The organism is Cellulophaga baltica 18, from assembly GCF_000468615.2.
In the GTDB taxonomy this organism is placed as follows: domain Bacteria; phylum Bacteroidota; class Bacteroidia; order Flavobacteriales; family Flavobacteriaceae; genus Cellulophaga; species Cellulophaga baltica.
The window spans coordinates 3,469,344-3,492,237 of record NZ_CP009976.1 but is presented as its reverse complement, the minus strand read 5'-3'; the positions used below and the strand labels follow the sequence as shown (position 1 = coordinate 3,492,237).

Here is a 22,894-nt window from a genome sequence, read left to right as displayed (position 1 = left end):
TCATATTAAATTATGGCACGGCTATTGGAAATAGTTCCAAGAAACCCATAAATAATATATTATGAAAAAATTTCTACTCGCAACCAGTATTCTTTTTTTTATATCCTGTGGGGGTGTAAAAAAAACACAAGAAGCTTTAAACTCCGGAAATTATGATGCAGCCATTAATAAGGCTCTGAATAATTTAGTGGATAATAAAACTAAAAAAGGAAATCAACCTTACGTATTATTATTAGAGGAGGCCTTTAAGAAAAACACGGCTAGAGAATTAAAGCAAATTGCGTTTCTTCAAAAAAGTAATAATGCCGCCAATTATGAACAAATTTATAATGGCTACGTAAACTTAAAACAAATTGAAGAGCGCATTAAGCCTTTATTACCTTTAATGATCTACGAAGAAGATCGTGAAGCTAGGTTTTCTTTTAGTGATTATGATGCTAAAATAATTAATACAAGAAATCAATTATCGGATTATTTGTATGCCAATGCATCAGCGCTTTTAGAACAGTCTACAGCCAAAAATGATTACAGAAAAGCATATAATGACTTGCTGTATTTGGAAGAGCTAAATCCAGGATATAAAGACACCAATCTTAAAATTCAAGAAGCACATCAAAAAGGAATAGACTATGTTCAGGTTCGTTTATTTAATGATACCGAACAAATTATTCCAAGCAGATTGGAAGAAGATTTGCTAAACTTTAATACGTTTGGTTTAAATAATTTGTGGACAGAATACCATACCAATGCCATTAAGAGCATTCAATATGATTACGAAATGGATGTGGTTTTCAAAAATATTTCTATTTCACCAGAGCAAGTTAAAGAAAGACAAATAAGTAAAGAGAAGCAAATTCTTGATGGCTACACCTATGCTGTAGACCGAAGTGGAAATCAAGTAAAAGATAGTTTAGGAAATAAAATTAAGATTGATAAATTTAAAACTGTAAAATGTGATTTCTACCAATTTACTCAAACTAAATCGGCACAAGTAGTTGGTCAAGTTAATTTTTTAGATTTAAAAACGAAACAGCAGATCAATACGTATCCGTTAGCTAGTCAGTTTCTTTTTGAACACAATTATGCCAACTATAGTGGTGATAAATTGGCTTTAGACAATGATCTTATTTCTATGTTAAGCTTAGCGGCAGTACCCTTCCCTACCAATGAGCAAATGGTTTATGATGCTGGCGAAGATTTAAAAGCCAACTTAAAAGGGATTATCACAAGACATCAATTTAATTAAATATAATAATAGTTCACTAAAAAAGCCCTCAGTTGTACATAACAACTGAGGGCTTTTTTAATAATGAAATTTTCTTATTATATAAATTTTTCTAATTCCATATCATTTATACTCCCATGAGAGGCATCTGCAACGGCTACCCCATTTTTGATAACCATTAGTTGTGGAGATTGATGTACTACTTGAAATTTATATCCTGTTTCATTAGAAACTTCTCTATTACTTAACAAATCCAAATAATATAAATCGGCCTGATTTTTATCTAAATTATAGGTGTTTTTAAAGGTATTCATCACCATACGGCTAATTCCACAAGTGGTAGAATGTTTAAAAATAATTTGCGGTTTTGTTTTAGATTTCTCCTTTATTTCTTCTAATTGATCTAATGAAGCTAATGCAATCCATGGCAATTCTGCTTTTTCCTCTTTAGGGGTTGCCTCTTTATTATTTCCAAATAGACTATCAAATAATCCCATATATTCTTAATTTTATATAGTCAGTCGTAAGGCGTTTACAACCTTACAAACTGCCGTATTGTCTTGCTAAATTACTTTTTTACCGTCAAAATGACATTTATCATTTCTTGGTAAGAAATTTGATTTTATCTTGTAAAAGTAGTCAATAACATAAAATAACAATATATGAATATAAATAATTTCACCACAAAATCGCAGGAAGCAGTGCAACTCGCTCAGCAACTCGCGCAAGAAATGGGACATCAACAAATTGAAAACGAACATATTTTCAAGGCTATTAGTCAAGTTGATGAAAATGTAACTCCCTTTATCTTAAAGAAACTGAACGTCAATACCGATTTACTTTTTCAAATGGTAGACAAACAGTTAGAAAGCTTACCTAAAGTAACAGGAGGAGATTTAGTCTTTTCTCGTGAAACAGGTAAGACATTGAACGATGCTTCTTCTATTGCCAAGGTCATGGAAGATGAATATGTTTCTATTGAACATTTGCTATTAGCAATTTTTAATTCTAAAAGCAAGATTGGTCAAATTTTAAAAGACCAGGGAGTCAGTGAGAAAAACTTCAAAGCTGCCATACAGGAATTACGTAAGGGCGGAAAAGTGACATCTCAGGGTGCAGAAGACACTTATAACTCCTTAAACAAGTATGCTAAAAATTTAAATGATTTAGCCGATAAAGGAAAATTAGATCCTGTAATTGGGCGTGATGAAGAAATACGAAGGGTACTTCAAATTTTATCACGTAGAACAAAAAATAATCCTATGTTGGTGGGTGAACCTGGTGTTGGTAAAACGGCCATCGCTGAAGGTTTAGCTCGTAGAATTGTTCAGGGAGATGTGCCAGAAAATTTAAAAGATAAAGTCATTTATTCTTTAGATATGGGCGCTTTAATTGCTGGTGCAAAATACAAAGGTGAATTCGAGGAACGATTAAAGGCGGTTATTAAAGAAGTCACCACTTCTGATGGTAACATTGTATTATTTATAGATGAAATTCATACCCTTGTGGGCGCTGGTGGTGGCGATGGCGCTATGGATGCCGCAAATATTTTAAAGCCAGCCTTAGCCAGAGGTGAACTTAGAGCCATTGGAGCAACTACGCTTGATGAATATCAGAAATATTTTGAAAAAGATAAAGCGTTAGAACGTAGATTTCAAAAAATTGTCGTGGATGAGCCAGATACCGAAAGTGCTATTTCTATTCTTCGTGGTATAAAAGATAAATACGAAGCACACCATAAGGTACGTATCAAAGATGAGGCTGTAATTGCTGCTGTAGAATTATCACAACGTTATATTACCAATCGTTTTCTACCAGATAAGGCCATCGATTTGATTGATGAAGCTGCAGCAAAACTACGGATGGAAATTAATTCTAAACCAGAAGAATTAGATGTTTTAGATCGTAAGATCATGCAATTGGAGATTGAAGTTGAAGCTATTAAACGTGAAAATGATAAAACTAAGTTACAAGCTTTAAATCTAGATTTAGCCAATATCAAAGAAGAGCGTAATGAGATTTTTGCCAAATGGGAAAGCGAAAAAACGGTTGTAGATGATATCCAGAAAACAAAACAGGATATTGAAGATTTTAAGCTTGAAGCGGAGCGTGCAGAACGTAATGGCGATTATGGTAAAGTAGCCGAGTTACGTTACGGTAAAATAAAAGATGCTCAAGAAAAGTTAGAAAGCCTGCAGCATGTTTTAGAAGAGCAACAGCTGGGAGACACCATGATTAAAGAAGAGGTCACCAGTGAAGATATCGCCCAAGTAGTAGCTAAGTGGACAGGTATACCTGTTACTAAAATGCTACAGAGTGAGCGTGAAAAATTGTTACAATTAGAAGAGGTGTTACACAAACGTGTCGTGGGACAAGAAGAAGCTATAGAAGCAGTTTCTGATGCTATACGTCGTAGTAGAGCTGGTTTACAAGACACCAAACGCCCTATTGGTTCGTTTTTATTTTTAGGAACAACAGGCGTTGGTAAAACAGAATTGGCAAAAACATTAGCTACGTATTTATTTGATGATGAAAGTGCGATGACACGAATAGATATGAGTGAATATCAAGAACGTCATTCGGTAAGTAGATTGGTTGGAGCACCTCCAGGATATGTAGGCTATGATGAAGGAGGACAATTAACGGAAGCGGTACGCCGTAGACCTTATTCTGTCATATTATTAGATGAGATAGAAAAAGCGCATCCAGACACCTTCAATATATTATTACAAGTACTAGATGAAGGTAGACTTACGGATAATAAGGGCCGTGTGGCAGATTTTAAGAATACGATTATCATTATGACAAGCAATATGGGCAGCCATATTATTCAAGAGAAGTTTGAATCAAATCCTGATGCATACAGTGCTACAGAAGCAGCGCGCGTAGAAGTTTTGGGGCTATTGAAAAAATCTATTCGTCCTGAGTTTTTAAACCGTATTGATGATATTATCATGTTTACGCCATTAAGCAAAGAAGACATCACAAAGATTGTTCGTTTACAATTAAATGGATTGAAGCGAATGTTGTCTAAGCAAAATATTACTATTGATGCTACAGATGAAACCATTAACTATCTTGCTCAAAAAGGGTATGATCCGCAATATGGTGCGCGTCCTATCAAACGTGTTATTCAGAAAGAAGTGTTGAACACGCTCTCTAAGGAAATATTGGCTGGAAAGATCACCACAGATAGTGTTGTGCTCATTGATTCTTTCAACGATCAATTGGTCTTTAGAAACCAAGAAGAACTAGCTTAATACTTGTTTAAAATAGATTTACAGAAACATCCTTTTATTTAACAGATAAAAGGATGTTTTTTTTGTTATTTAACATACCGCACAGTATATAATTTTTTATATTCGTATAAAATAGCTTTTATATGACAACCAAAGCCGAAAGAACTACTATATACATTGTAGAGACTGTAGCTCCCATATTTAATAAATTAGGGTATGTTGGCACGAGTATGAGCGATCTAACCGAAGCAACGGGATTAACAAAGGGTGCGTTGTATGGCAATTTTGAGAATAAAGAAGCGCTAGCCATAGCCGCATTTGAATACAATAGCAAATTACTTCTTGATGCTATTGATGTACAGATCAATTCTGAAGGTACCGCTTTAGAAAAATTAGCTACCCTATTAGACTTTTACAGACATTATGATGAATTTACCTTACCTATGGGAGGTTGCCCTGTTTTAAATGTTGGAGTTGATGCTAAGCATAACAATAAATTATTGGCCGCTGCAGCTAAAGAAGTTGCTAAAACCATAGAGGGTAAAATAGCTTTAACTTTAGAAAACGGAATTAATGCTGCTGAAATTAAACTTCCTGTAACACCTCTTCAATTTGCTAAGCAATTATATACCATGATCCAAGGAGCCATTGCTATGGCTACTATTACTGGAGATAGAAAATATTTATTAAATACCATCACCTACCTTGAGTACCTAATTTCAAATGAAATTAAAAAGTAACTTATTTAAATGCTAGGCGTTTTATTTTATTTTTAATAGCATGTTTTTTGCGGTTTACTAATATCCCCACTGCAATAAGTACACCCATTCCGGCTAGAACAGCCCCCACAATACTCGCTGAAGTTATTCCGTACCCCATTGCAATTGGTAATCCTGCTAGGTAAGCTCCTGAAGCATTCCCCATATTAAAAGCACTCTGATTCATAGAAGAACCTAACATTTCAGATCCTTTAGAAGCATTAATAATAGCCATTTGAATCGGGGTAGCCACCGTAAAAGAAATAATACCAATAACAAAGGTAAGTACTAATATCGCTATGGGATTTTGAGCAATAACCGTATTGATAAGCAGCACTAAAGACATCATTCCTAAACTCAGAATTATAGCTTTCATAGGACTAAACTTTTCCGCCATTTTAGCTCCCACAAAATTTCCAACGACCATTCCTAAACCTGCTAATATCATAGCGTAACCCACCATACTTTCTGGATAACCAGAAACATCTGTGATTAATGGAGCTATATAACTGTACCATGCGAAAAAACCTCCTGTACCCACTGTAGTCAATAAAATAAGCACCCAAAGTTCTACTCTTTTAAAGACTTGTAAATCTTTTCGTAATCCTTCCGTAGAAGATTTAGGAAAAGCAGGCATCCAAAAATATACACTTAACATCGCTAAAATTCCAATACATCCTACGAGCATAAAAGAAAGATTCCAACTAAAATGGTGTCCTAAATATGTTCCTAATGGAACACCTAAAACATTAGCAACCGTTAATCCTGAAAACATAATAGCCATAGCCTGAGCAGACTTTCCTTTTGGCACTAATTTCCCTGCGACTACGGCGCCTATACCAAAAAAAGCTCCATGAGGCAATCCTGATAAAAATCTAAAAACTAATAAGCTTGTATAATTTTCTGCGAAAGCAGATAATGTGTTAAATACGGTAAACCATAACATTAAGGCTAATAAAACTTTATGTGCAGACCATTTACTTCCCAAGCCTGTTAATATTGGAGCCCCCACTACTACACCTAAAGCATAGGCAGCTATAAAATGACCTGCTTGCGGAATTGTAATTTGTAATGCAGTGGCAACATCGGGTAAAATTCCCATAATTACAAACTCTGTCATTCCTATTCCAAAACCTCCAATAGCTAAGGCTAATAATGCTTTTTTATTTGATTTTATCGCATCCATACGCTTCTGCATTTTACTAATCAACAATATTTTTTAATTGTAATGAATAACAATTAAGCCAACAAAGGTAGAACCAATAAACAGCTTATTTCTATGTTTAATTACCATATTTATGTTAATTATTCACCTCCGGATAGCGCTCTATATTTTCCTTTTTCTACAATTCGGGGTGTAAATTGTACAACTCAGAATATCATTTTCTTTTATGTTTCGTGGTCTATTCATCTTTGCAGTATCAACCAAAAGACAGAACCATCATGAAAATTACAGTATTTACAATTCTATTGCTTTTACACCTCAATGTCATAGCACAGAAAACCATTAATGGAAAAGTTATTGATCATCAAGGTATGCCAGTAATGGGCGCTAATGTTTATTTGGAAGGAACGTATGATGGTACAGCAACAAATGAAAGTGGTATATTTTCTTTTTTTACAGAAGAAACTGGAATACAGACTTTGGTTATCTCCTCTATTTCTTATGAAACGTATACCAAATCTTCTGATATAGCTACTTTTAAAAACTTTACGGTAAAACTCCGAGATGATGTAAACACTTTAGATGCGGTTACTGTAAATGCAGGATCTTTTAAAGCTGGCGACAACGCAAAGGTTACCGCCTTAAAGCCCTTAGATATTGTAACTACTGCAGGTGCACTTGGTGACGTCATGGGCGCTTTACAAACCCTGCCAGGAACCTCTACCGTTGCTGAAGATGGTCGGTTATTTGTTCGTGGTGGCGATGCCGAAGAAACTCAAATTTTCGTAGATGGTATGCGTGTATTTACCCCCTACGCCCCTTCTGCCAATAACATTCCTACTAGGGGGAGATTGTCTCCTTTCTTGTTTAAAGGAATTACATTTTCTACTGGTGGATATTCCGCAGAATATGGTCAAGCGCTATCTAGTGTTCTTTTGCTTAGCAGTATAGACGAACCCCTGGAAGAAAAAACAGAATTATCCCTAATGACGGTAGGTTTAGGAGTTGGCAATACCCAAAAATGGAAAGCTAATTCTTTGAGTATAAATGCTTCATATATGAATTTAGAACCATACCAGAAATTATTTCCCGGGAATAATATTTGGCATAAACCCATAGAAACTTTAGGAGGAGAAGCAGTATATCGATACAAATTTAAAAACGATGGTTTATTAAAAGTATATGGTGCTTTGAGTGCATTAAGTTTTGATCTTACTCAAGAAGACATCAATGAACCCTTAGGGATTAGATTTGCAATAGAAAATAGAAACTTATATATCAACACCTCTTATAAAGATTTTTTAGCCAAAGATTGGAGTATTCTAACGGGTGTATCATTCTCCAATGATGAGTCTAAATTAAAATTTAGTGATGCTGATGTTACCGATGTTGAGCATTCGGCTCATTTTAAATTGGTTCTCAATAAATATTTTTCTAGCAGGTACAAACTAAACTTTGGTGCAGAATACTTTATCACAAACTTTGAAGAAAACTATACAAGCGCTACGACAGAAAGCAATGCCTACGGTTTTGACAATAACCTCTTGAGTAGTTTTATAGAAACAGATATTTTCTTTTCTAAGAATTTAGCCACCAAAATTGGTTTTAGAGGGGAGTATTCTCAATTATTAGAAGAATTTAATGTATCTCCTAGAATTTCCTTAGCCTATAAATCTGGGGCAAATGCACAATTTTCTTTGGCTTATGGTCAATTTTTCCAAAACCCAAAGAATGACTATCTGAAATTTGAGGCTGATTTATCAGCTGAAAACACAACACATTTAATTGCCAATTATCAATATGTTAAAAATAAACAGATATTTAGAGCGGAGGTATATTACAAGGATTACAATAATCTCGTGAAATATGAAACGCCAGTAGCGCTTCCTACCTCTACCTATGCTAATACAGGTGGTGGTTTTGCTAAGGGGCTTGATATTTTTTGGCGGGATAACAACACCGTGAAAAATACGGAATACTGGGTATCCTATTCTTATTTAGATACCGAAAGGGATTATAAAAACTATCCAACTGCTGCAACCCCCAATTTTGCAGCTACACACAATGCCTCTTTGGTATTAAAGCATTGGGTAGAAAATTGGAAAAGTCAGATAGGGCTGAGTTATAATTTTGCTACTGGCCGCTCCTACACCAACCCTAATACAGATGCTTTTTTAGCAGAAAAAACTAAAAACTATACTGCTTTAAATGCCAATTGGGCCTATTTAATCAGTCCACAAAAAATACTTTACTTCTCGGTAAGCAATGTTTTAGGTACCAAGAATATTAATGGATATCAATATGCTGATCAAGCAAATAGTGCCGGAACATTTGATCGTAGAGCGCTAACGCCCAATACGGATAGCTTTTTCTTCGTTGGTTTATTTTGGACCATTAGTGATAATAAGAAAGACAATCAACTAGATAATCTGTAAAATCGACATATGAATCGCCAAAAACAACAACTCGGTACCCTAAATTCTTTTATGGCTAAGAATACCTTGATATTTGATTCACTTAAAAAATCTTTAAAAACCAATCGTATGAAAACTATTGTATTTGTATTCACCTTTATGCTCACCTTAAATCTAGCAGCACAGACCTCTTATGAAAAAGGGATGACCAAAGCTTTTCAGTTATGGTCAGAACAAAAAAACACAGAAGCATCACAGCTATTTGAACGAATTGCAACAGCAGAAAAAGAAAATTGGCTCCCCCCTTACTATTTAGCCACTGTTGAAATCGTGAGCAGTTTTGGTATTCAGGAAGAAGGTGTACTAACTGCCAAACTAACACGCGCAAAAAAATATTTAGATCAGGCTGCTAGTTTATCTAAAGATAATCCGGAAATTATTATAAACTACGCCCTATTAAATACCGCGTATATTGCATTTGACGGACAAAAATACGGCATGACATTGTCTCCAGAAAATACAGCTCTATACACTAAGGCCCTAGAAATTGCTCCAGAAAATCCAAGGGTCGTATTGAGTAAAGCCGAATGGGATATGGGTTTTGCTAAGTTTTTCGGGAAATCTACACAAGCTTTTTGTGATGATATAACACGTGCTATAGAATTATTTACTAACGAAGAACAAACCATACAATTTTATCCCTATAGTGGAATAGAACGTGCAGAAGCAGTTCAAACGTCTTGTAAAAAAGAAACCTCTCCAGAATAAGGGAGAGGTTTCAAATTATATGGTGTGAGTATCAAATTATAAAATATAATCAGTACTTACAAAATTAGAAAGTTTAGCATCTAATAGTTGTTCTATAATCTCTGTATTTAAATCATTATCTTTAAAAGCAACGAAGGTTCTAATAGAGAAAGAACGTAATGCATCATGCACACTTAAAGTGGCCTGTGCGGAATCTTTTCTTCCTGTAAACGGGTACACATCTGGTCCACGTTGACAAGAGCTATTTAAATTTACACGGCATACTAAGTTTACTAACGTATCTATTAACGGGGCAAGCGCATATACATCTTTACCAAACAAGCTTACTTGTTGCCCGTAATTAGACTCTGCCATATCATCTAAAGGTTCCTCTATATTTTTAAAGGGAACAATAGGAATAACGGGTCCGAATTGCTCTTCTTGGTACACATTCATATCTTTAGTAACCGGATATAGCACTGCAGGCCAGATATAGTTATCTGCATGTTCGCCTCCTTTTTTATTTAAAATCTTTGCTCCTTTAACCAGGGCGTCATCAATTAACCCTTGAATATATGCGGGTTTTTCTGGCTCTGGTAACGGAGTTAATTTTGCGCCATCATCCCAAGGATTACCAAATTTTAGCTCATCGACACGCTTCGAGAATCGTTTGTTAAACTCTTCCGCAATATCTTCATGAACATAGACTACTTTCAATGCTGTACAACGCTGACCGTTGAAGGATAATGTACCAGCGATACATTCATCAATAGTCAAATCTAAATCGGCATCCGGAAGTACAATCGCCGGATTTTTTGCTTCTAAACCAAGTACCAAACGTAAACGATTACTTTTTGGATGTTGATTTTGCAAAGCATTAGCGGACTTACTATTTCCAATGAGTGCTAAAACATCTACTTTACCTGTTTGCATAATAGGTGCTGCAACCGCTCTACCTCTACCAAAAAGAATATTGATAACCCCTTTTGGAAAACAAGACTGAAAAGCTTCTAGTAAAGGGGTAATTAATAAAACACCATGCTTAGCGGGTTTAAAAATAGCCGTGTTCCCCATGATAATAGCAGGAATCAGCAAGGCAAAAGTTTCATTTAAAGGGTAGTTATAAGGCCCTAGACAAAGAACTACGCCTAAAGGTCCTCTCTTAATGTGCGCATAAACCCCATCATGTTTTTGGAATTTAGCTGCATTACGGTCTAATTCTTTATAATCCTCAATGGTATCATAGATGTATTCTACGGTTCTATCAAATTCTTTTTGAGAATCTGGCAATGACTTTCCAATCTCCCACATTAATAATTTTACGACTTCTTCGCGCTTCGTTTCCATTTTCTTAACGAAAGCTTCCATACAATCAATACGATCTTTAACATGCATGGTTGGCCAGACTCCTTGACCTCTACCGTATGCCTTTGTAGCTGCACCTAAAGCATCCATAGCTTCTGGTTCTCCCATATCGGGAATAGAACCCAATAATGTTGGTTTATAGTCTTCCGTAGATGATATGGTAGAAAATACTTGTGTGCTATTTCCGTCCCACGTTTTTAACTCACCGTCTATTAAATATTTCTTTTGCTCTATTATTTCTTTGATCTGAAATTCCTCTGGAATTGTAGTTTTCATTTTTGTCATTTTGTACGTGCTTAAGTATAAAGTTACTTAATATGTCGATAATACTTCAAATAATTACCCTTGTAATTGCTAAGAATCGCATAATCTTAACATAAAAAAATAATATGATAGTTATCAAACGTTTTCGAAAGGAAATGGAAAATCCAATCTTCTATCATTCGTTCTATAAAAATAGATTATACCAAGTATTGAAATAGATCTGGTTTATCATTCAAATAATCTCCAAAGAAATTATTGTCTTTCATTCGTGCAATCAAAGGCTGTAGATCTGTCGCGTTTTTAAGTTCAATCCCCACCACAGCAGGGGCGTTCTCCTTGCTCGATTTTTTAGAATATTCAAAATGTGTAATATCATCTGTAGGACCTAAAATATCTACTACAAATTCTTTTAAAGCTCCAGGACGCTGCGGAAAGCGTACGATAAAATAATGTTTTAAATTTCTATATAATAAGGCACGTTCTTTTATTTCTGCTGTTCTTGTAATGTCATTATTACTTCCACTAACAATGCACACTACATTCTTACCTTTTATTTCTTCTTTATAAAAATCTAATGCCGCTAGGGTTAATGCACCTGCGGGCTCTACGACAATGGCATCACGATTGTACAAGTCTAATATGGTTTGGCAAACTTTACCTTCGGGCACAGTTATCACCTTGTTCAAGTATTTTTTACAGATTTCAAAGGTTAAATTGCCCACTTTCTGTACTGCAGCACCATCTACAAATTTATCAATATGTGCTAATTCTGTATTCATGCCATTTTCAATAGACGTTTTCATAGAAGCCGCACCTTCTGGTTCTACACCTATAATTTTAGTGTTCGGAGATAATTGCTGAAATACACCACACAATCCAGAAGCTAATCCGCCACCTCCAATAGCAACAAATACATAATCTATGGGTGCCGCTGTTTGATGAATAATTTCTAAGCCTACCGTTCCCTGCCCTTCTATGGTCTTAGGATCATCAAAAGGATGAACAAAAACTTTTTGGTGTTCTTCACAAAACTGAAGAGCTGCTTTAGAAGAATCGTCAAAAGTATCTCCTTCTAAAACAATAGTAACCCAATCTCCACCAAACATTTCTGTTTGTTCTACCTTTTGCCTTGGTGTAACAGAAGGCATGTAAATTGTGCCTTTAATTCCTAAATGATTACACGCAAAAGCAACGCCTTGCGCATGATTCCCTGCGCTAGCACAAACTACCCCTTTGTTTCTTTCGTCAGCACTTAAACTGAAAATCTTATTAAACGCTCCTCTAATTTTATATGATCGTACGCGGTGTAAGTCTTCTCGTTTTAAGAGAATAGTTGCATCATATTCTTTAGAGTATCGGATACTTTCTTGTAAAGGCGTATTATCGGGTACCACTTGTTTTATGGTTGTAGCGGCTGTATATATGTCTTCTATTTTTGGAAAATATTTCATAGCGTAAATGTAAAAAACCTGTCAGGTTTAAAAAAACTTGACAGGTTTGATATTAAAGGTATAGAAAATTTATACGATAGGTTTCATTGCTGTCATTGAAGCTCTTAATCTAGCTCCAACAATTTCTACTGGATGCTCTCTTAACGCTTTATTTACTTCAATTAATTTAGCATTGTCAACCGCATTACCTTTTCCTTCACCGAAATTTTTACCAATCACGTCAGTATCAATCTTAGTCATGAAGTCTTTTAATAAAGGCTTACAAGCATGATCAAATAAATAACAACCGTATTCTGCAGTATCAGAAATTACACGATTCATTTCAAATAATTTTTTACGCGCAATCGTGTTCGCTATTAATGGCGTTTCATGTAATGACTCATAATATGCAGATTCGGCAATAATACCTGAATCTGTCATTGCTTCAAAAGCAAGCTCTACTCCTGCTCTAACCATTGCCACCATTAAAACCCCATGGTCATAAAATTCTTGCTCAGAAATTTTATCGCTTCCTGCTGGTGTTTTTTCGAAGGCAGTTTCTCCCGTTGCAGCTCTCCAAGTTAATAAGTTCTTATCATCATTCGCCCAGTCTTCCATCATTGTTTTAGAAAACTCACCTTGAATAATATCATCCATATGTTTTTGGAATAATGGACGCATAATCTCTTTTAATTCTTCTGAAAGTTCAAAAGCTTTAATTTTAGCAGGATTAGATAAACGATCCATCATATGTGTAATTCCACCATATTTAAGACCTTCTGTAACAGTTTCCCATCCGTATTGAATAAGTTTAGACGCATACCCAGCATCCAATCCTTTTTCTATCATTTTATCAAAACATAGAATTGATCCTGTTTGTAACAAACCACAAAGAATAGTTTGCTCTCCCATTAAATCAGATTTTACTTCTGCAACAAAAGAAGATTCTAAAACACCTGCTTTATCACCACCCGTAGCTACAGCATATGCTTTTGCTTCTGCTAAACCTTTTCCTTCTGGGTCATTCTCTGGGTGAACCGCAATTAAGGTTGGTACACCAAAGCCTCTTTTATATTCTTCGCGAACTTCAGATCCTGGAGATTTTGGCGCTACCATAATAACCGTTAAATCTTTACGAACTTGCATTCCTTCTTCTACAATATTAAAACCGTGAGAATATGATAAAGTAGCTCCTTTTTTCATTAAAGGCATTACCGTTTCTACGACATTCGTATGTTGCTTATCTGGCGTTAAATTGATCACCAAATCTGCAATTGGAATTAATTCTTGATACGTACCAACTGTAAATCCGTTCTCCTTAGCGTTTTTGTAAGATTGTCTTTGCTCTTTTATAGCAGCATCACGCAATGCATAAGAAATGTCTAAACCAGAATCACGCATGTTTAAACCTTGGTTTAAACCTTGTGCTCCACATCCTACGATTACAATTTTTTTACCTTTTAAAGCTTCTACACCATCAGAAAATTCAGTTGTATCCATGAATCTACATTTCCCTAATTGGGTCAATTGTTCTCTTAGTGATAGTGTATTGAAATAATTTGCCATTTTATAAACTCGTTTATTTAAAATTGATTTATTGTTGTTTTTTAAATTGTGATAATAAGGCAGAAATAGGCATTTCTGCCTTAGTTACTGCTATTCTTCCTGAACGTACAAATTGCATAATTCCGAAAGGTTTTAATTGTGTATACATATCGTCTACCTCATGTTTTCTTCCTGTTTTAGCCAGAACAAAGAAATCTCTAGATACCGTAACGATTGTTGCATTACAATCTTTAATAATATTCTGTATTTGACGTTCATCAAATAATAGACTTGATGCTATTTTAAAAAGCACGGACTCTTGATAGATGGTATCATCATCTAAGTGATAAAATGCTTTTATAACTTCTATCTGTTTTTCAATCTGCCCTACAATCTTGCGAGCTACTTCATCCTCTGTAAAAACAACTACCGTAAATTTAGAGACGTTTTCAATTTCTGATTTAGAAACATTTAAACTCTCAATATTAATATGTCGCTTCAAGAATATTCCTGAAATTCTGTTTAATAATCCAATATTATTTTCAGAATAGATTGATATTGTAAACCACTTTTTTTCCATCCTTTTACCCTAATTCCCTATTTAATTTTAAAAGGGATATTTATATATTAATTACTTCTAACGGCTACTAATACTCCTGTAGACCAATTTAATGTTGTTATTTTAAAATCTTCTCTAGCCTGCAAATAGTCTAATAATTTAATCACATGATCCTCATGACCTACTGGCCAATTTTCCTGTTTAGACATATCATCAATTACATAAAACCCACCTACAGTTACTAGATTTAATGCTTCTTCTATTTCGCTATATTTTCCAGGCCAAGCATCGGCAAAAATCAAATCGAATTTCGCTCCGCTGTAGTTCTTTAGCCAAACTGATCCATCTTCGCAGATAAGTGTTACCCTTTTATCCTCTCCAAAAAATTCTGTTGAAATTTGGATTAATTCAGGATCATTATCTACGGAAATTAAACTAGAATTAGCATCCATTCCTTCAATCATCCATGAAAGAGACAATCCTATACCCGTACCCAATTCTAAAAATCTAGAATTTGGCTTAGAAGCAATTAAGGTTTGTAGTAAGGACCCAATGTGTAAATCCGAGGGCATACTAAAGTCTATTTCCTTAGATTTAGCTTCTATTCTAGCATGAATTTTAGGCAGATTATTGAATGGCGTATCTATCATCTTATTTTAATCTGATATCTGAAACGGAAGCCCCTGTTGGTATCATAGGGAATACATTATCTTCTTTTTCTACTTTAACTTCTAAGAAATAAGGTTCTTTTGAAGCTATCATTTCTTGAATTGTAGCTTTTAAATCTTTTCTTTCGCTAATTCGTTTTGCTTCAATATGATATCCTTCTGCTATTTTCACAAAATCAGGATTCACCATTACGGTAGAAGCATATCTTTTCTCAAAGAATAATTCTTGCCATTGGCGGACCATCCCTAAATGATCATTATTTAATACAACAATTTTTACAGGTATTTTATGCTGAAATATTACCCCTAATTCTTGTATGGTCATTTGATATCCACCATCCCCAATTATAGCAACAACTTCACGTTCCATGGCTCCTTGTTTTGCCCCTATTGCTGCGGGTAATGCAAAGCCCATAGTTCCTAGCCCTCCTGAAGTTACATTACTTTTAGTTTGGTTAAATTTTGCATACCTACACGCAATCATTTGGTGTTGTCCTACATCTGTAACTATAATAGCGCTATTTTTTGAAGCTATATTGATCTCTTCAATAACTTCACCCATTGTTAAACCTTCTTTGGTAGGCTTAATATCATTCTTAATGACTTCGTTATACTCTATCTCGTATCTTTTCTTAAACTCATTATGCCAAGCTTCATGTTTATTTGCTTTTATCATTGGCAATAATAATTGTAAGGTCTCCTTAGAATTTCCTAACACTGCAACTTCAGAAATAACATTCTTATTTATCTCTGCAGGATCAATTTCAAAGTGAATTACTTTTGCTTGTTTAGCATAGGTTTCTAAGTTTCCTGTAACACGATCGTCAAAACGCATTCCAATAGCCACCAATAAATCACATTCATTGGTTAAAACATTTGGTCCGTAATTACCATGCATTCCTACCATACCTACATTTAATGGATGTTCAGTATCCATTGCAGACAATCCTAAAATGGTCCAAGCAGCAGGGATTCCTGCTTTCTCTACCAATTCTTTCAATTCTGCTTCTGCCCGACCAAGAATTACCCCTTGACCAAAAACAATCATTGGTTTCTTAGCTTCGTTGATTAACCGGGCCGCCTCTGTAATCGCATTGATATTCGGCTTAGGAACAGGCACATAACTACGTACGCCTGTACATTTCTCATAACTAAAGTCGAATGTTTCAAACTGCGCATCTTTCGTAATATCTACCAAGACAGGTCCTGGACGACCCGATTTAGCGATATAAAACGCCTTCGCCATTATCTCTGGAATTTCTGATGCTTTTGTTATCTGATAATTCCATTTAGTTACTGGAGTAGAAATTCCAACAATATCAGTTTCTTGGAAAGCATCTGATCCTAATAAGTGACTCCCTACTTGACCTGTAATACAAACCAAGGGTGTAGAATCTATCTGTGCATCTGCTAATCCTGTTACCAAATTTGTTGCTCCTGGACCAGATGTTGCAATAGCAACACCAACTCTACCAGAGACTCTAGCATACCCTTGAGCAGCATGCGTAGCTCCTTGCTCGTGACGCGTTAATATATGTGTAAGTTTATCTTGAAATTTATATAATTCATCATAAACAGGCATTATGGCACCACCTGGGTAACCATAAATTAAATCAACACCCTCAGCTAACAAACAATGTATAATTGCCTCTGCTCCGCTAATTTTTGTAGCAGTCTTCATATTTGTCGATTTTGATTTCTCTTTAACTGTATTTGTATTCATCCGCTGTACTTTTAGATTTCCGTTTTACAGGAAATAATAAATAGCTTTTTTAAAATTCATCCGTAACACACCCTTGCGCTGCAGAAGATACTGAGCGTGCGTATTTGTATAAAACACCTTTTTTAAACTTTAGTTCTGGAGCAACCCATGATTCTTTACGTTTTGCCAGTTCTTCATCAGAAACTTCAACATTAATAGCATTTGTTTCTGCATCGATAGTAATAATATCGCCATCATGTACAAGCGCTATAGTACCACCATCTTGTGCTTCTGGAGAAATGTGCCCTACGACGAACCCATGCGTACCTCCTGAAAAACGACCATCTGTGATTAAAGCTACTTCCTTACCTAAACCTGCACCCATAATGGCTGCGGTTGGTTTAAGCATTTCTGGCATACCAGGACCACCTTTAGGACCTTCATAACGGATAACAACAACATCTCCTTTTTTAACCTTCCCGTCACGAATACCATCATTGGCATCATATTCACTATTAAAGACCTTTGCTGTTCCTTTAAATAAAAGGCCTTCTTTACCTGTTATTTTTGCTACTGAACCATTTTCAGCTAAATTTCCATAAAGCATACGTAGATGCCCTGTTGCTTTTATTGGATTATCTAAAGGACGAATAACATCTTGACCTTCCTGTAAATCTGGAACATCTGCTAAATTTTCGGCAAGCGTTTTTCCTGTTACAGTTAAACAATCTCCGTGTAATAAACCATTCTTTAATAAATACTTTAATACTGCTGGAATACCACCAATACGGTGTACATCTTCCATTAAATATTTACCACTAGGTTTTAAATCTGCAATAAATGGTGTAGTATCACTAATATGCTGAAAATCTTTAAGAGTAAAATCAATATCTGCAGCTCTTGCAATAGCTAAAAAGTGAAGTACAGCATTTGTAGACCCCCCCATGATAGTGACCAAACGAATAGCATTTTCTAATGACTTACGAGTTACGATATCTAAAGGTTTAATATCATGCTCTAGCAAGTAAAACATTTTTTTACCAGCCTCAATACATTCCGCTTCTTTATCCTTGCTGATTGCTGGGTTAGAAGAATTGAAAGGTAAAGACATCCCTAATGCTTCAATAGCAGAAGCCATAGTATTAGCGGTATACATACCACCACAAGCACCAGCACCAGGAATAGATTTTTTAATGATACACTGAAAATCATCTTCTTTCATTGTACCAGCAACTTTCTCTCCCCATGCTTCAAAAGCAGAAACGATATCTAACTTTCTATCATTATGACAACCAGAAGCTATCGTACCACCGTATACTAAAATTGATGGACGATTCAAACGAATCATCGCCATCAAAGCACCAGGCATATTTTTATCACAACCTACCACAGTTACCAGGCCGTCATAAGACATTCCTTGCACCACTGTCTCCATAGAATCGGCAATAATATCTCTTGACGGTAGTGAAAAACGCATTCCTGGAGTACCCATAGAGATACCATCACTAACACCAATCGTATTAAAAATTAGTCCTACAGATGCATTTGAATTTACACCCGCTTTTACTAATTTGGCCAAATCATTCAAGTGCATATTACAAGGATTACCCTCATAACCGGTACTTGCCACACCAATTATTGGTTTTTCAAAATCTTCATCTTTAAAACCAATACCGTACAACATTGCTTGTGCTGCTGGTTGTGTAGGATCTTGAGTTACGTTTTTACTGTATTTATTTAATTCCATTAAACTATGTGCTTGTATATTTTTATTCCTTTGAGTATTCTCTACTGAATCAAAGATAAATGATTATAATTCCTTAGTTTTTTAACAAATCTTATTGGTTCAAAGTCAATTTTATCATTATATCTATAAATTACTGTTTATCAAGTGTTTATATTTGTATTTTCTCCCATATTCAATACAATAAAGTTATTTTTAAAGCATAATTTTTTCTATTAATTCCATAAAAAAAAGCCTGTATCATTTGTATAGATACAGGCTTTTTAAAACAACAAAAGACTATATCATTCTTTAAGAAGAATAATAATGACGTAAATGTTGTTTTTAATTTCTAACATGTAGTAAATGTAAAGAAAATTGCAGAAATTCAACCTTATAAATCCGTAATTTTGATAAATGCAACAATTATTAGAAAATCAACGAGAATTTTTTAAATCGCAACAAACAAAACCGGTTTCTTTTAGGAAGAACTACCTGAAAAAATTAGCAGCGGCTATCACTTCTTATGAAGATGAGATTTGTGACGCTATTTATTTGGATTTTAAAAAACCAAAATTTGAAACAATTCTTACGGAAACACAGTTTGTTTTGGCTGAATTGCATACGGCTATTAAAAAACTAAATTCTTGGGCTGCTCCTAAATCGGTCCGTAGTTCTTGGGCTAATTGGCCTTCGTTTGATTATATCTACAAGGAGCCCTACGGAACTGTTCTTATTATTGCGCCTTGGAATTACCCGTTTCAGCTAGCAATTGCTCCATTAATTGGCGCAGTCGCAGCGGGAAATACAGCGGTTATTAAGCCTTCTGAAATTACTCCTAATACGTCCGAAATTTTAGTAAAGATTATCAACGAAGTATTTCCTAAAAACTATGTTGTTGTAGTAGAAGGTGGCGTGGAAGTTTCCCAAAATTTACTAGCTCAAAAATGGGATTATATTTTCTTTACGGGAAGTTCTCACGTAGGGAAAATAGTTTACGAAAGCGCCGCGAAATACCTTACTCCTGTCACACTAGAATTGGGTGGTAAAAATCCCGCCATAGTTGATGAAACTGCAAATATTGCAGTTGCTTCTCGAAGAATTGCTTGGGGTAAATTTTTAAATGCAGGCCAAACCTGTATTGCTACAGATTATATTTTGGTACATACCTCCGTTAAAGAAAAATTAGTACAAGAACTCATCAAAAGCATCAACCAATTTTATGGTAGTCCTATAGAATCTTCTGCTGATTTTGCACGGACGGTAAGCAACAAACATTTCGGAAACTTATTAGCACTGCTAGAAGGAGAAAAAATTATTTTTGGTGGTGAAAACAATCCTCAAGATAATTACTTGGCTCCTACCTTAGTAGATGAACCAAAAATGGATAGTAAAATAATGCAAGGAGAAATATTTGGGCCTATACTACCTATAATAACCTATGAGACCCTAGAAGATATTGATGATTATATTTCGAAGTATGAAAAGCCTTTAGCTACCTATGTTTTTAGCGCAAACAAAGCCTTTCAAGATACCATAATGAGCACCTATAGTTTTGGTGGTGGCGCTATTAATGATACCGTTATTCATATCGCTAATAAAAATCTTCCTTTTGGTGGTGTTGGCGCAAGTGGAATTGGCGTATATCATGGCAAAACCTCTTTTGATACCTTTTCACATTCAAAGGCTATCCTCAAAAAAGGAACATGGTTAGATATTCCATTACGTTATCCACCTTATAAGTTATCTTTAGATTTTGCTAAAAAATTAAAAAAGATGTTTTAATTACATCAATTTAAACGAAAGCGTATCTCCCGCTTTTTTTTGTGCTAAGATAGAAATTCCTTTATCCGTAAGTTGAAGTATTCTTGGATACCCCCCCGTAGTTTGGCCATCTTTCATCAAAATGATTAGCTTACCAGCGGGTGTAAATTGTATGGTTCCTGGCAAAGTTGCGGAAGTAAGCATTGAAACAGCATGACCCGTAATAGTTTCATTAAGTTGATATGCCATTCTATTATTTTCATTAGCGATAGTAAATTCTTGCGAAAAGAGCATTTCTAATTGCTTATCATCTAACAGTTCAAATTCTGGCCCTTTAGCCACATGAAGAATTTCTTCATCTAAAATTGAATCTACTTTCAATCCAGTTATTTTAGGCTCAAAAAGAGCTGTATGTATATAAGGAACCTCATATTTATCTTTTAGCAATGCTTTTGGGGTTATATTCCCATAATAAGACCTACTTCCTAAGACTAGTGAAGACTGGAATCCTTTTTTAATGGCTAAATAGGCTCTAAAGCCTTTTTTTAGGCGACCATAAGATAAGATATCTCCAGCATTAACTTTGAGTACTTTATAGTTACTAACCGGTTCATTATTTAGTGTTATGGATAATTCTGCACCGCCCAAAGCAATATAGGTAGCTTCTTCAAACTCTAAAGTAGGACCTGTCATCGTTATTTCTAAAACGGCTGCTTCCCTTTCATTTTCTAAAAGCATATTTAGTTTGTAAACCGTCTCCGTATCCATTATACCAGACACAGGAACACCTTTGTCTCTAAAACCAAAACGACCTGTATCTTGAATGGTAGTAAAAAAGCCTGATTTTAATACTTTAAGCATCGATTTTAATTTTTTCAAATTGATAAATTCCTACCTCTGATTCAATTTTATGCAAATCATATTCTGCCTTAGAAATGGAATAAAACTGAACTTTATCTCCTACTTTTACTAAACACGGATTTTCATTTTTAGGATTAAAAATAGGCACAGAACAATTGCCAATAATATTCCACCCTCCAGGAGATTCTTGCGGATAAACTCCCGTTTGTTTCCCTGCTAAACCAACAGATCCTTTGAGTACTTTTGGTCTTGGGGAATTTCTTCGCGGAATTTCCAATAAGCTAGGTAAACCTCCTAAATACATAAACCCTGGTAAAAACCCTATTCCGTAAACCGTATAAGGGTTTTCCGTATGTAATGCTATAATTTCTGCCGGTGTTTTTTGTAGTTTTTCTGATATTTCAATTAAATCTAAAGCAAATTCGCTTTCATAACACACGGGCAATCGCCATAAAAATTTTTGTTCTAATGTTATCGCCTTCTTTTCAGAATACCAGTGTTCTAACTGTATCTTGAAAGTATCAAACTGGATAATATCATTACGCAAAACCAGCGTAAGAGAATTGTAGGCAGGAATAAGTTCCCAAAGTCCTTCATGCAAGCATTCTTTCTTTAGATGGGCACTAAAAAATAAAATATCGTTTAAAATACGATCATTAACCTCTTGAGGCCATTCAATTAATACGGCATGAACTCCGAAGGGGCGGATTGATATAGGGAAATTTTTCACGGGTTGATTTGAATGTTATACTTTGGTAATTCATTATGAAGATACATTAAAATTTTCAATGCTGAAACAGTATCTCCATGGATACAAAAAGTATCTGAAAGGGTGTTAATTAGGGTACCGTTCAATGTTTTAATTTTATGCTCCTTTAAGATAAATAGTAGGTGTTCTAATACTTTTTCGGGCTTTTCAATTAGTGCATTATCTTGACGTCTTGAAACTAAACTCCCATCACTATTATAATTTCTGTCTAAAAAAGTTTCATAAGCAACTTTAATACCCTTTTTCAAAGCCTCCTGGGCTATGATTGAATTATAGGGCACATATACTATTATGGAATCGGAAAATGGCGCAATGGCTTCGAGATACGCTTGGGCTAAATCAATATGTACCGCACTATCATTATATAGCGCTCCATGTCCTTTAATATGATGCACTGTGGCGTTCTCTTCTTTCGCTATAGAAAAAAAAAGCTGTAATTGCTTTTGAAGGACCTCAATTAAACTTTCTTTAGAAAGAATCATAGTCTTTCTTCCAAAATTCTCCTTATCAGGATAAGAAGGGTGCGCTCCTATTAAAACAGCATTACTTTTTGCTATTCTTATAACCTGACGAATGCTATTCTCATCACCAGCATGACCCCCGCAGGCTATATTACACGAAGAAATTAATGGCACTAATACTTCCTCATTCCCTACTCCTTCTCCAACATCGCTATTAATATCTATCTTCATACTA

Annotated in this window: 18 protein-coding genes; 6 read left to right on the top strand and 12 right to left on the bottom strand. The window is 35.1% G+C overall.

The window, feature by feature from the left end:
• The first annotated feature begins 61 nt into the window (after positions 1–61).
• Positions 62–1,246 (top strand): hypothetical protein, encoded by a 1,185-nt coding sequence (locus M666_RS14975; protein WP_029446513.1) that lies wholly within the window; start codon positions 62–64, stop codon positions 1,244–1,246.
• A 77-nt stretch (positions 1,247–1,323) separates the two neighbouring features.
• Here M666_RS14975 and ytxJ read toward each other — a convergent pair whose 3' ends face one another.
• On the bottom strand, positions 1,324–1,722 hold the full coding sequence (gene ytxJ, locus M666_RS14970) for a bacillithiol system redox-active protein YtxJ (RefSeq protein ID WP_029446512.1): 399 nt from the start codon (positions 1,720–1,722) through the stop codon (positions 1,324–1,326).
• Positions 1,723–1,887: 165 nt separating this feature from the next.
• Between ytxJ and clpB the strand changes: the two genes are divergently transcribed.
• Complete coding sequence (clpB, locus tag M666_RS14965; protein ID WP_024480817.1) at positions 1,888–4,485, top strand: ATP-dependent chaperone ClpB; 2,598 nt, start codon at positions 1,888–1,890, stop codon at positions 4,483–4,485.
• Positions 4,486–4,607: 122 nt separating this feature from the next.
• Entirely contained in the window at positions 4,608–5,204 is a 597-nt protein-coding gene (locus tag M666_RS14960; protein ID WP_024480816.1) for a TetR/AcrR family transcriptional regulator, read from the top strand.
• A 1-nt stretch (position 5,205) separates the two neighbouring features.
• Here M666_RS14960 and M666_RS14955 read toward each other — a convergent pair whose 3' ends face one another.
• Complete coding sequence (locus M666_RS14955; RefSeq protein ID WP_029446511.1) at positions 5,206–6,408, bottom strand: MFS transporter; 1,203 nt, start codon at positions 6,406–6,408, stop codon at positions 5,206–5,208.
• 257 nt (positions 6,409–6,665) lie between these two features.
• On the opposite strand from M666_RS14955, the gene M666_RS14950 reads away from it, so the two are divergent.
• Positions 6,666–8,822 (top strand): TonB-dependent receptor, encoded by a 2,157-nt coding sequence (locus tag M666_RS14950; protein ID WP_029446510.1) that lies wholly within the window; start codon positions 6,666–6,668, stop codon positions 8,820–8,822.
• A 108-nt stretch (positions 8,823–8,930) separates the two neighbouring features.
• The gene (locus tag M666_RS14945; protein ID WP_029446509.1) at positions 8,931–9,569 is read left to right on the top strand and encodes a tetratricopeptide repeat protein; all 639 of its coding nucleotides are present in this window, start codon (positions 8,931–8,933) and stop codon (positions 9,567–9,569) included.
• Between the two features lie 36 nt (positions 9,570–9,605).
• On the opposite strand, the gene M666_RS14940 is transcribed toward M666_RS14945, so the two are convergent.
• The 7 genes from M666_RS14940 to ilvD form a co-directional block, all read right to left on the bottom strand.
• Positions 9,606–11,189, bottom strand: a complete 1,584-nt coding sequence (locus tag M666_RS14940; protein WP_024480812.1) for an NADP-dependent glyceraldehyde-3-phosphate dehydrogenase — start codon at positions 11,187–11,189, stop codon at positions 9,606–9,608.
• Between the two features lie 185 nt (positions 11,190–11,374).
• Complete coding sequence (ilvA, locus tag M666_RS14935) at positions 11,375–12,628, bottom strand: threonine ammonia-lyase IlvA (RefSeq protein ID WP_029446508.1); 1,254 nt, start codon at positions 12,626–12,628, stop codon at positions 11,375–11,377.
• Between the two features lie 69 nt (positions 12,629–12,697).
• Positions 12,698–14,173 carry a ketol-acid reductoisomerase gene (gene ilvC / locus M666_RS14930; protein WP_029446507.1) on the bottom strand — a complete coding sequence of 492 codons (1,476 nt, stop codon included), beginning with the start codon at positions 14,171–14,173 and terminating at the stop codon, positions 12,698–12,700.
• Positions 14,174–14,201: 28 nt separating this feature from the next.
• Positions 14,202–14,732 carry an acetolactate synthase small subunit gene (gene ilvN, locus M666_RS14925; protein ID WP_024480809.1) on the bottom strand — a complete coding sequence of 177 codons (531 nt, stop codon included), beginning with the start codon at positions 14,730–14,732 and terminating at the stop codon, positions 14,202–14,204.
• A 47-nt stretch (positions 14,733–14,779) separates the two neighbouring features.
• Complete coding sequence (locus M666_RS14920; protein ID WP_029446506.1) at positions 14,780–15,361, bottom strand: O-methyltransferase; 582 nt, start codon at positions 15,359–15,361, stop codon at positions 14,780–14,782.
• A 1-nt stretch (position 15,362) separates the two neighbouring features.
• The gene (gene ilvB / locus M666_RS14915; protein ID WP_024480807.1) at positions 15,363–17,102 is read right to left on the bottom strand and encodes a biosynthetic-type acetolactate synthase large subunit; all 1,740 of its coding nucleotides are present in this window, start codon (positions 17,100–17,102) and stop codon (positions 15,363–15,365) included.
• Positions 17,103–17,151: 49 nt separating this feature from the next.
• Positions 17,152–18,828, bottom strand: a complete 1,677-nt coding sequence (ilvD, locus tag M666_RS14910; protein ID WP_029446505.1) for a dihydroxy-acid dehydratase — start codon at positions 18,826–18,828, stop codon at positions 17,152–17,154.
• A 393-nt stretch (positions 18,829–19,221) separates the two neighbouring features.
• Between ilvD and M666_RS14905 the strand changes: the two genes are divergently transcribed.
• A complete protein-coding gene (locus M666_RS14905) occupies positions 19,222–20,589 on the top strand; it encodes an aldehyde dehydrogenase (protein ID WP_029446504.1) in 1,368 nt (455 codons plus the stop codon).
• Here M666_RS14905 and M666_RS14900 read toward each other — a convergent pair whose 3' ends face one another.
• From M666_RS14900 to pxpA, 3 genes are read right to left on the bottom strand one after another with little or no spacing between them, the layout of a single operon-like run.
• Complete coding sequence (locus M666_RS14900; protein ID WP_029446503.1) at positions 20,590–21,429, bottom strand: 5-oxoprolinase subunit C family protein; 840 nt, start codon at positions 21,427–21,429, stop codon at positions 20,590–20,592.
• Positions 21,422–22,159 (bottom strand): 5-oxoprolinase subunit PxpB, encoded by a 738-nt coding sequence (gene pxpB / locus M666_RS14895; RefSeq protein WP_025615154.1) that lies wholly within the window; start codon positions 22,157–22,159, stop codon positions 21,422–21,424. Before pxpB ends, M666_RS14900 begins: the two co-directional genes overlap by 8 nt.
• Positions 22,156–22,890: a 5-oxoprolinase subunit PxpA gene (gene pxpA, locus M666_RS14890; RefSeq protein WP_029446502.1), complete on the bottom strand. Its 735-nt coding sequence runs from the start codon at positions 22,888–22,890 to the stop codon at positions 22,156–22,158. The genes pxpB and pxpA overlap by 4 nt, the downstream gene beginning before the upstream one ends.
• Positions 22,891–22,894 lie beyond the last annotated feature (4 nt).